The sequence below is a fragment of the Streptococcus mitis genome, from assembly GCF_013305725.1.
In the GTDB taxonomy this organism is placed as follows: domain Bacteria; phylum Bacillota; class Bacilli; order Lactobacillales; family Streptococcaceae; genus Streptococcus; species Streptococcus mitis_BO.
The window spans coordinates 1,024,427-1,035,782 of the sequence record NZ_CP047883.1 but is presented as its reverse complement, the minus strand read 5'-3'; the positions used below and the strand labels follow the sequence as shown (position 1 = coordinate 1,035,782).

The following is an 11,356-nucleotide window of genomic DNA, read 5'->3' as shown; positions in this document are numbered from 1 at the left end:
TGCTATAATAATACCAAAAGATAAAGAAGGAAGTCTTATGATTAAACTACTAGCCTTGGATATGGACGGAACCCTCCTCAATGAAGCCAAGGAAATCCCACAAGCTCATATTACTGCTATTCACCAAGCTATTGAAAAAGGTGTCAAACTGGTACTTTGTACGGGCCGCCCCCTTTTCGGTGTCCTCCCCTACTATAAAAAACTGGGGCTTGACCTCCAGAATGAGTATGTGATTGTTAACAACGGTTGTTCAACTCACCAGACCAGTGACTGGGGGCTAGTTGACTGGCAAGAACTTAGTCCAGCTGATATCGAATACCTCTATGACCTAGCAGAAAAAAGTGACGTCCAGTTGACTCTTTTTGATGAGGAACACTATTTTGTCCTCGGTGGCAAGCCAAATCAAGTCATTGAAAATGATGCTAAGCTAGTCTTTTCAGACCTGACTGAAATTTCTCTTGAGGAAGCTACCAGTGGTAAGTACCGTATGTTCCAAGGTATGTTTTTGGGTACAAAAGAGCAAACAGATGATTTTGAGCAGCGTTTTGCTGGGGAGCTTTGCAAACGATTTAGTGGAGTTCGTTCACAGCCTGTCATTTATGAAGCTATGCCACTGGGAACGACAAAGGCTACCGCTCTTTCTCGACTAGCTGAGATTTTGCAGATTGAACCATCAGAAATTATGGCCATGGGTGATGCCAATAACGATATCGAAATGCTCCAGTTTGCAGGCCTTGGGATTGCAATGGGAAATGCCAGCGATTATGTCAAATCCCTAGCTGATGACGTTACAGCAAGCAACGAAGAAGACGGCGTTGCGCGTGCCATTGAGAAATATATTTTATAATCAAGAAGCCCAGTTCGTGTCAACTGGGTTTTGCTATTTAAGAATTCCTAAAACTTTAGAAACTCTTTAGAAATCCTTGAGCTTTCTTTGATTTCTATGCTTTATACTAAAGTTAACAAAATAAATCAAAAGGAGAGAATCATGAAAACAGTACTTGACATTCATGGATTGTCCAAAAACTTTGACAAACAAGCTATTCTTCAGGATCTTCATCTAACGATAAGAGAGGGAGATATTTATGGACTTATCGGGAAGAACGGAGCTGGGAAAACCACCTTGATAAAAATCATTACGCAACTACTATTTGCGGATAAGGGAACTGTTTCCCTCTTCTCTAGCCAAACGGAAAATGAGTGGACCAAGGCTCTATCTCGAGTAGGTTCAGTAATCGAATCACCTGTAGCCCATAATCACTTAACAGCCTACCAAAATCTGAAATATTACTGTATGATTCGTCATATTCCAAATGCTGATCAAGTCATTAGAGAAACGCTGGATTATGTAGGTTTGCCAGATACAGGTAAGAAAGTCTTTCGTGATTTCTCGCTAGGAATGAAACAAAGACTTGGTATTGCCATTGCCCTCCTATCCAAACCAGACTTCCTGATCCTAGATGAACCTATCAACGGTCTCGACCCAATCGGTATCAAAGAATTTCGACTAATGATTCAACGACTCAATCAAGAAAAAGGAATAACCATTCTCATCTCTAGCCATATCTTGTCAGAACTCTACCTCGTAGCTAATCGTTTTGGTATTTTAGATCAAGGCAAGATTATCCGTGAAATCAGCAAAGCTGAATTTGAAACACTAAGTGAGGATTATATTGTGCTTAAGACAGCCGACCAAGAGAAAGCTTGTCAAGTATTGAAAGAACAAATCCAGCTCCAGTTCAAGGTTGTTAATCCAGAAAATGAAATCCATATCTTTGGTCAGGAACAAGATGTCAAACAGATTCTCAAGGAATTAACCTTGGCAGATGTTGCCATTGACGAGATTTACTATGCCCGTCAAAACCTAGAAGAATACTTCACTCAATTGGTCCAATAGGAGGAAAATCATGATACATACCATTCAAGCAGACTTTTACCGTCTTTTCCGTTCCAAAGGATTCTGGATTACAGAGTTCATTCTCTTTGTACTCATGTTAATGGGGGCTATTTTTGGAGCTACTGGCCATCTAATGGCAATCCAGACAGAAGAGCCAGACATTCCAACCCATGGTTGGGACGGTGTACAAGCCCTGATCAACGCATCTAGTCAAGGTTCAAACCTCGTTTTTCTCTGCATCATCCTAGCCTGCCTCGTTCTTGGAGTTGATTTAATCGGCAAACTCTATAAAAATAATTTAACAGTGGGTGTCTCTCGTACCGAGTTTTTTCTAGCGAAAGCCTTTGTATTGGCTTGTATTGCACTTTTACAAGTCATCATCAGCCTTGTGATTGCCTTTATTCCAGCAACAATCTTAAATGGATTTGGAACTATGCCTGATGGCTTTATTGGCAATCTACTGGTAACCATTTTCCTTCAATTCCTTTGCCTCCTTGCTTGGCTTTCCATTGTTTCCTTCATCCTCTATGTTAGTCATTCTTATCTTGCAGTATTTATTGGATATCTGATTAGCTCTATCATCCTTTCTATGCCAATGCTCATCTTCCCAAGTATCAAAATTTTGCCATATTTATCATTGCAGTTTTTCTATGCTATGACTGCTAATAGTGAATCCATTTTCTATACACTTATAGTTACCTTAGCTGTTATTGTAATTTTTAATCTAAGTGGACTGGCAGTTTTCAAAAAGAAAAGTTTATAAAAAATGACCTCCTCTAGCCTACAGAGGAGGTTTATTTCGTTAAAAGTGAATAAAAACCGATAACCACTGCCCATCTGTGCTTAGTTTCATCTCTGCACCGAGAAGATGACATAATTCTTCAGTAATATAAAGGCCTAAACCAGAGGATTCTTCGGTGTCTGATAGATTTTCAGAATAAAAACGGTTGCTGAGATTTTCTATTTTTTTGATGGGCTGTTTAACAAGGTTTGCAATCTCTAAGACAAGCTGTTCCTTTTCTTTTCGCAAAGACAGACGCGCTTCTTCCTTGCCATGTTTGAGGACATTCCCAAGCAGATTTTGTAAAATTCGATCCAGTAAGTCTTCATCAGTCATCATTTTTAAACCAGCTTCAACCTTAAAATCAAGCGTGATATTTGCCGCCTGAAAAACATCATAATAAGTCAGAGTTTTTTTGGTGATAAAAGCTGAAAGGTCCACTTCTTCCAGTTTCGGTTTGACAGCTCCTTCCATCAAACGACGGTATTCTAGGAGAGCCTCCAAACGTTTGGAAACTAAATCAAGATGCTGGGCGATTTTTTGTAAGGTTTCTGCTTTGTTTTCAGGAGACTTTATCAATTGTTGGGTGTAACCTGAAGCGATAGTCAAAGGTGTTCGAATATCATGGGCGATATTGCTGATGGCCATATCCAGAGTCTGTTTTTCCCTTTTCATCACCAATCGAGATTGTTCTACTTCCTGAAATAGATTTTCAATTTGCTGGTAGAGATGTAAAAAATGTTTGGAAAAAATGCTGACTCCGACTCTTTTCATACTACCTGTGAGAATCTTGTCTTCAATCTGTTGACTCAAGTTTTTAAGTGCTAGATGGTAGCGAATCAATGCAATCGATAAAATAATTAGGAGTACTAGTAGGACAAAAATTATCATGTAGGTCATTGCTTGTCTCCTTTTAATCTTACCCCAACTCCCCAGATGGTTTCAATATATTCTTGATTTGGGTCAAGCTGGTTTAATTTTTTTCGAAGATTACTCAAATGCGTATTGAGAGTATTATCTCCAGGTAGGTAGCTATCCTCCCAGACCAATTCATAAAGTTCTTCCTTGGTGAAAATTTTCTTAGGATGTTTGAGGAGAGTTTGGAGAATCAAGCATTCTTTCTTAGCAAGACGAATCGTTTCCTGACTATTTTTGATTTCAAAACTTTCGGCATCAAACTGGATATTTTTCAAGTTTTGTGGCAGATTTTCAGTTTTTACAATTTCTGCAGGCTGTTTTTCTGCACTTTGACGTAACTGAACAGTAACTCTTGCAAAGACTTCGTCCAAATCAAAAGGTTTGACTATGTAATCATTGGCACCGTCTAAGAGGTATTGACTGATTAACTTCTTATCGCTCAAAGCTGTTAGCATAATGACTGGAGTTTGACTTTGTTCCCTGATGGCTTTTAAAACCTGATCCCCATTTTTCCCAGGAAGCATGATATCTAGCAAAACGAGGTCAATCCCACCTTGGTCAAAACGCATGATTCCTTCTGTACCGGAAAAGGCTTGAATCACCTCATGCTCCTCAGTAAGAAGTGTTCGCAAAATCTCTTGAATGTCACTATTGTCTTCAATAACCAATATCCTAGCCATAAATACCAACCTTTCTGCAACTATTATAGCATGTTTTATTGATAAATCTTAAACAGAAAAGCTCCTCGCATCAAAGCGCGAGAAAGCCTTAGAGGGTTAAAATATAAAATCCACTTGCTAGATGACCTAGTATCTTATAGTTGCTAGTGAAAACTAATCTAGCAGAATGAATCTCTTATTTCTCCCCTACTAGTCCGTAATACGTTGATACATTTCGGGTCTTCTATCACGAAACAAGCCCCAGTTTAGGCGTTCGCTTGCTCCCTTGTCTAGGTCATAAGTTGCTAACAGAACAGCTTCTCCTTGTCTTTCAGCTTGCTCTAGAATAGCTCCTGTTTCATCCGTTATAAAGGATGAACCGTAGAAGTCAAGACTGGAACTTTGTCCACCATTTTCCTCATTTGGAGTGACTTCTTCTAATCCATAACGATTGGCTGCAATAACTGGAACAATATTTGCTGCTGCGTGTCCTTGCATGGTACGTTGCCAATGGCCACAACTATCTGTATCCAAAATTGGCTCTGAACCGATAGCTGTAGGATAAAAGAGCAATTCAGCACCATTTAACGCAAGACAGCGCGCTGTTTCAGGGAACCATTGATCCCAACAGATACCGACCCCAATCTTAGCATAGCGAGTATCCCAGACCTTGAAACCAGTGTTACCAGGCGTGAAATAAAACTTTTCTTGATAATAATGATCATCTGGTATGTGGGTCTTCCGATAAACGCCCAGCACTTCCCCATCTGCATCAATGACAGCAATTGAGTTATACAAGACATTGCCATCTTTTTCATAGAAACTGATCGGTAAAACAACTTGTAGTTCCTTAGCAATCACCTTAAAATGCTGAATGGCAGTATTTTCTGTCACCGACTGGGCATGCTGGTAGTAGTCATACTGACGTTCCTGACAAAAATAAGGACGTTCAAACAACTCTGGTAAGAGAATGATTTGTGCGCCTTGTTCTGTAGCCTGACGTACTAAGCGCTCTGCGGTTTGGATATTTGTTGCCACATCCTTAGCGCATTGCATCTGAATGGCTGAAACTTTTACATTTCTCATCTTTTTCTCCTATTCTGGGATTTGTTGGGTGATACAGTGGATATTGCCACCACCTAAGAGAATATCTCTGGCTGGAATTCCGACAACTTTACGATCTGGGAAACACTTACTGAGGATATCTAAGGCCACTTGGTCGTTTACATCATCAAACTGTGGAACCAAGACAGCCTTGTTAGCGATATAAAAGTTTACATAGGAAGCTGCTAGTCGTTCACCTGCGTATCGCTCTTCTTCTCCTTCTTCGTAGGAATAACCAGGAAGATCTTCTTCTGTCACAACTTGTCGAACTGCAGGGATAGGCAATTTATGAATGGTGAAGTGACGACCTTTTGCATCTGTCTCTTGCTCTAAGAGTTCGAGATCTGCTTTTGACATGGCATATTGAGGATCGCTTTTGTCGTCTGTCCAAGCCAAAACAAGCTCAGCAGGACCAACGAAGGCTGCAACATTGTCAACGTGTTCATTGGTTTCGTCCTGATAAATACCATAAGGAAGCCAAATAACTTTTTCAGCTCCAAGGCACTCTAATAAGGTATTTTCGATTTCTTCCTTACTAAGATGAGGATTGCGACCAGAACTAAGCAAGCAACTTTCAGTTACGAGAATGGTTCCCTGACCATCGCTGTGGATTGCGCCTCCTTCTAGGACAAAAGGTTTGGCATCGTAAACAGGCATTTCCAAGGCCCCAGCAAAACGACTGGCTACTTGATTATCATCTTCATAGTCTTGGTAGAGACCATCTACAGCTCCACCCCAAGCATTGAAAGAGCAATCCACGGCTAATTTCTGGCCTTCATCATTGACAAGAATAGTCGGACCTGTATCACGCGCCCAGGCATCATTGCTGGGAATGTCTAAATAAACAACGCTATCTCCAAGGTAGTCTTGGGCTTCAGCTAAGTGATCTTGCTCCACCAAAAGATAGACTCTTTCCCCTTCTGCTATGGTTTTGATAATCTGGCTAAATGCTCTTTTAGCAGCTTTACCTTGAAAAGGCCATGATCCTGGTCTTGTAGGCCAGATCATCAAGGTTCCGTGATGGGGTTCGTACTCTGCTGGCATGCGATAGCCTAATTTTTTTGGACTGTCCATCATGATAATCTCCCTTTAAAATCTTGATATCCGAAGGCTTTGACTAAGCTACAGTCACCCTGATCGTCCATGAGATAGAGACTTGGCAATCCAATACCGTTAAAGGTATTATTTTTAACAAATGAGTAAATAGCCATGTCTTCAAAATAAAGTCTATCACCGATTTGAACTGGATTTTCAAAGCTGTAATCACCAATTACATCGCCCGTCAGACAGGTATTAGAAGAAAGTCTGTAGGTATGGGCTTTTTCCTGTGCCTCAAAGCCATTTCTCAAAGGTGGACGATAGGGCATCTCAAGTACGTCAGGCATATGGCAAGTCGCAGAGGCATCTAAAACCAAGATTTCCATACCGTTTTCGACAATATCTAATACCTCAGTTGCTAGATAACCCGCATTGAGCGCAATGGCTTCACCCGGCTCGATATAGATTTCAAGATCGTAAGTTTCTCGGATACGCTTGATTTCTGAAATCAGCAAATCCAGATCATAGTTTTCTCTTGTGATGTGGTGTCCGCCGCCCATATTGAGCCATTTAACTTGATGCAAATAGGAACCAAACTGCTCTTCTACTGCTTTCAAAGTTGTCTCTAAATCATCTGCTCCCTGCTCGCAAAGGGTGTGAAAATGAAGCCCATCCACCAAATCTAATAAATCACTCGGAATCTTGTCTAGAGTGACTCCAAAACGAGAACCTGGTGCACAAGGGTCATAGAGCGCGTGATCTCCTTGAGTTGAACACTGAGGGTTGAGTCGCAAACCAACACTGACACCAGCCTCCCGACAACGGACCCCATGTTTACGCAACTGTCTCTCCGAGTTAAAGACGATATGGTCCGTTATCTCAAGCAATTCCTCCAAGTCCGCATCCTTGAAAGCTGGCGCAAAAACATGGACTTCACCCGGAAATTCTTCTCTAGCTAGCTTGGCTTCATAGAGACCACTAGCCGTTGTACCCGACAGATGCTGGCTAATCAAGGGATAGGTTTTATAGAGGGAATAAGCCTTTTGGGCAAGCAAAACCTTGCAACCTGCTTCTTCTTGAACTTGCTGTAAAATACGGCAGTTGGCTTCTAACTTGGCTAAATCAATGACATAGGCTGGTGTGGGTACTTGTTCTAACTTCATTAGTCCACCATTTGCGGATTTTCAACCACAACCCAAGGCAAGCCGTATTTATTCAAAGCTTCCATGAATGGATCTGGATCCAATTCTTCAAGGTTATAGACTCCAGGTTGTTTCCAAGTACCATTCATCACTAATTTTGTCCCAATCATGGCTGGAACACCAGTTGTGTAAGAAATAGCTTGTGAACCAACTTCTGCGTAACATTCCTGATGGTCGCAGACATTGTAGATGTAGATGGTCTTTTCAACGCCGTCTTTGACACCTGTAAAGATACATCCAATATTGGTTTTACCTACAGTGCGTGGCCCAAGGCTGGCTGGATCTGGAAGCAAGGCTTTCAAAAATTGAATCGGAACGATGTCTTGTCCATTGAAGTTAATGGTATCCGTACGAAGGAGTCCAACATTTTCCAAGCATTTCATATGCGTTAGATAAGATTGACCAAAGGTCATAAAGAAGCGAATACGTTTAACACCTGGAATGTTCTTGGCCAATGATTCGATTTCTTCATGGTGAAGGAGATACATGTCTTTTTGTCCAACTTGAGGGAAATCGTACTCGCGCTTGATAGACATGGCTTCAACTTCGACCCATTTTCCATCTTCCCAGTAAGAACCTGGAGCAGAAACCTCACGGAGATTAATTTCTGGGTTAAAGTTGGTCGCAAATGGATAACCGTGGTCACCACCATTACAGTCTAAAATGTCGATATAGTGGATTTCATCAAAATAGTGTTTGAGAGCATAGGCAGAAAAGACGCTGGTCACACCTGGGTCAAAACCAGAACCAAGAAGGGCGGTCAAGCCAGCTTCTTTGAATTTCTCCTGATAAGCCCATTGCCATGAGTAATCAAAGTAGGCTGTAAATCCAAGTTCTTTACAACGTTTCTCATAGATGGCACGCCATTCAGGGTCTTCTGTGTCTTCTGCTTCGTAGTTGGCTGTATCGATATAGTGAACACCTGTTGCCAAACAAGCGTCCATAATTGTTAGATCTTGATATGGTAAAGCTACGTTCAAAACAGCTTCTGGTTTGTAGCTTTCAATCAGGGCAATCACTTCTTCTACCTTGTCAGCATCAAGAGCTGCTGTCTCAATTTTTGTACTTGTTTTGCCTTCCAGTTTAGCTTTTAAGTCATCGCATTTTGACATAGTACGGCTAGCAATCATAATCTCTGTAAATGTTTCGCTATCTTGACAAATCTTTGAAATAGCAACTTGGGCAACTCCCCCACATCCAATAACTAATAAACGACTCATTTTTTTCCTTCCTCTTCTTCTAAAATGTCTTCAACATACTTGGGTAACATAAAGGCTCCCACGTGTAAGTTTGCAGTGTAGTATTCTGTGAAAAGCTGGCGTTTTTTCCAGCCTTCCTTGTCAAAATCTTTGACAGGGTGGTATTTTTTCGATGCAAATCCAAACAACCAATAGCCAGCTGGGCTAGTTGGGATATGGGCCTGATAGACCCGACTGATTGGAAAGGCTTGATTGACCTTGCGGTGCATGCTTCGGCAAGCCGACTCATCCTCGTCAAAGAAGGGACTCCCATGCTGGTAGATCATGATACCATCTTCCTTTAGAGCTCGATAACTATTGCCGTAAAATTCCTTGGTAAAGAGTCCCTCCGTATGGCCAAATGGATCTGTCGCATCGTTGATGATAATATCGTAGTCATCTTCGCAGTTTCGCAAAAAGCGTAGCCCATTTTGGTAGTAAATGGTAACACGAGGATCATCTAGCCCTGCAGCAAAATCTGGAAAATACTCACGACAAACCTCGACCAACATCTCATCCGGTTCCACAATATCGATTTGTTCCAGCTCAGGATAGAGTGTCAATACTTGGGCAACACCTCCGTCGCCACCCCCAATAACCAAGACTTTCTTGGGATTGGGATGCACAGCCATTGGAACGTGAACAGTCATTTCGTTGTAGACAAAATCATCCGCATCTGAGAACAAAACATGCCCATTTAAAATCAAAATCTTTCCAAAAGCTGGCGTATCCAAGACTTCGATATCCTGCCATTCACTTTTTCCAGCGTAGAGTTGCTTTGCTGTTCTCAGGGACAATTTGACATCTGGAGTATGAACTTCAGAAAACCATAAATCCATCTAGTTCTCCTTTCTCTTAATGACGTTGATGTGATTGACCTCGGTATCTTCCGTCCCTTGGAGGGAGCAACCACGTTCCTTGGCAAATTGGATATAGTCTACAATTTCACGTGTAATGCGTTCTCCAGGAGCCAAGATAGGGATTCCTGGAGGATAGCACATGACAAATTCCCCACAGACTTGTCCAACAGATTCGTCCAAGGTCAAACTTTTTCTCTCTGAATAGAAGGCTTCTTGCGGAGACAGCACTAACTCGGGCTGGATATATTCTCCAGCTATCAAGTCCTTCCCATCTCGTGAATAGAGTCTCTTGATATCTGCTAAAGCACCAACTAATCGTTCAATGTCTTGGATACGGTCACCGATTGAAATATAAGCCAAGATATTGCCAATATCACCAAACTCAATCTGAATGTCGTATTCGTCTCGTAGGAGGTCATAAACCTCGATACCTGTTAAGCCAATACCTTGAGTGTAAACTGACAATTTGGTCACGTCAAAATCACAAACCGACACACCATCTATTAACTCTTTTGAGTAGGCATAGTAGCCACCGATAGCATTGATTTCACGACGAGCGTACTCGGATAGCTCAATGACCTTCTCAAACGACTCTTTACCACGAAGGGCCAAGTTGCGACGCGAAATATCCAGACTAGCCATCAACAAATAAGAGGCGGATGTTGACTGGGTCAGGTTGATGATCTGACGAACGTATTCAGGATTCATCTGCTCCCCGATTAAAAGAAGCGAACTTTGTGTCAAACTCCCACCAGACTTATGCATGGAGACTGCTGCCATATCAGCCCCTGCGTCCATAGCAGAAATTGGAAGTTTATCAGTAAAATGCAAATGCGCTCCGTGGGCCTCATCTACTAAAACCATCATACCAGCTTCATGAGCCATTTTTGTCAATCCCCTTAGGTCTGAACAGATTCCGTAGTAAGTAGGATTGTTAATCAAAATGGCCTTGGCATCTGGATGGTCCTTTATGGCCTTGGCTACTCGATCATTTTCAAGCCCCAAAGCAATACCGATTTTTGGATCCACACTCATCTCGATATAGATGGGAATAGCACCACATAGAACCAGCGCATTGATAGCAGATTTATGGACATTACGTGGCAGAATAATCTTATCTCCAGCCTTGCAGGTAGAAAGAATCATAGTCTGCACCGATGAGGTTGTTCCCCCTATCATTAGAAAAGCATGGCTAGCTCCAAAAGCGTCTGCAGCCAATTCCTCCGCATCTCGAATAATCGAAATAGGGTGACCAAGATTATCCAAGGGTTTCATCGAATTGACATCAATGCCTACACATTTTTCTCCTAAGAGTTCGACAAGTTCTGGATTTCCTCGTCCACGCTTGTGACCTGGAACATCAAAGGGAACAATCCTTTTCTTGCGCAACTTCACCAAGGCCTCATAAATTGGGGCTTGGTTTTGATCTAACTCTTTCAAGACATACTCCTTTCAATATTTTTAGGACCTTATGAAAACTAAGGAGCTAAAGGTTGACTCATGAAAAAAGAGCAGGATTTCACCTGCTCTGCAATCTTCTGACGTTTTTATGTTTGTTTCTTTTGAGTATGTCTGTTCCCGATGTTTCCTAACTCTCTAGTAGCAAATATTACGTACTTTATTGATCGTTTCACAAGATGACGTGTGCTTTCACCACAC

At 41.6% G+C, this 11,356-nt stretch carries 11 protein-coding genes; 3 read left to right on the top strand and 8 right to left on the bottom strand.

Annotated features, from left to right (window positions below; genetic code table 11):
- Positions 1-37 precede the first annotated feature (37 nt).
- The 3 genes from M594_RS05155 to M594_RS05145 all read left to right on the top strand — a co-directional run bounded on the left by M594_RS05155 (position 38) and on the right by M594_RS05145 (position 2,660).
- Positions 38-847, top strand: a complete 810-nt coding sequence (locus M594_RS05155) for a Cof-type HAD-IIB family hydrolase (RefSeq protein WP_173876133.1) — start codon at positions 38-40, stop codon at positions 845-847.
- A gap of 141 nt (positions 848-988) precedes the next feature.
- Positions 989-1,897, top strand: a complete 909-nt coding sequence (locus tag M594_RS05150; protein ID WP_084953432.1) for an ATP-binding cassette domain-containing protein — start codon at positions 989-991, stop codon at positions 1,895-1,897.
- Positions 1,898-1,907: 10 nt separating this feature from the next.
- Positions 1,908-2,660, top strand: a complete 753-nt coding sequence (locus M594_RS05145) for an ABC transporter permease (protein ID WP_084953430.1) — start codon at positions 1,908-1,910, stop codon at positions 2,658-2,660.
- 39 nt (positions 2,661-2,699) lie between these two features.
- Here M594_RS05145 and M594_RS05140 read toward each other — a convergent pair whose 3' ends face one another.
- The 8 genes from M594_RS05140 to M594_RS05105 form a co-directional block, all read right to left on the bottom strand.
- On the bottom strand, positions 2,700-3,578 hold the full coding sequence (locus M594_RS05140; protein ID WP_020902867.1) for a sensor histidine kinase: 879 nt from the start codon (positions 3,576-3,578) through the stop codon (positions 2,700-2,702).
- A complete protein-coding gene (locus tag M594_RS05135) occupies positions 3,575-4,276 on the bottom strand; it encodes a response regulator transcription factor (protein WP_084953615.1) in 702 nt (233 codons plus the stop codon). Before M594_RS05135 ends, M594_RS05140 begins: the two co-directional genes overlap by 4 nt.
- Before the next feature lie 189 nt (positions 4,277-4,465).
- Entirely contained in the window at positions 4,466-5,341 is an 876-nt protein-coding gene (gene aguB / locus M594_RS05130; protein WP_173876132.1) for an N-carbamoylputrescine amidase, read from the bottom strand.
- Positions 5,342-5,350: 9 nt separating this feature from the next.
- A complete protein-coding gene (gene aguA, locus M594_RS05125; protein ID WP_173876131.1) occupies positions 5,351-6,436 on the bottom strand; it encodes an agmatine deiminase in 1,086 nt (361 codons plus the stop codon).
- The gene (nspC, locus tag M594_RS05120) at positions 6,433-7,560 is read right to left on the bottom strand and encodes a carboxynorspermidine decarboxylase (RefSeq protein WP_173876130.1); all 1,128 of its coding nucleotides are present in this window, start codon (positions 7,558-7,560) and stop codon (positions 6,433-6,435) included. The genes aguA and nspC overlap by 4 nt, the downstream gene beginning before the upstream one ends.
- Positions 7,560-8,819: a saccharopine dehydrogenase family protein gene (locus tag M594_RS05115; protein ID WP_173876129.1), complete on the bottom strand. Its 1,260-nt coding sequence runs from the start codon at positions 8,817-8,819 to the stop codon at positions 7,560-7,562. Before M594_RS05115 ends, nspC begins: the two co-directional genes overlap by 1 nt.
- Positions 8,816-9,676, bottom strand: a complete 861-nt coding sequence (gene speE, locus M594_RS05110; RefSeq protein ID WP_000366713.1) for a polyamine aminopropyltransferase — start codon at positions 9,674-9,676, stop codon at positions 8,816-8,818. The genes M594_RS05115 and speE overlap by 4 nt, the downstream gene beginning before the upstream one ends.
- A complete protein-coding gene (locus M594_RS05105; RefSeq protein WP_173876128.1) occupies positions 9,677-11,137 on the bottom strand; it encodes an aminotransferase class I/II-fold pyridoxal phosphate-dependent enzyme in 1,461 nt (486 codons plus the stop codon). It abuts the gene before it with no gap.
- Positions 11,138-11,356: the final 219 nt, after the last annotated feature.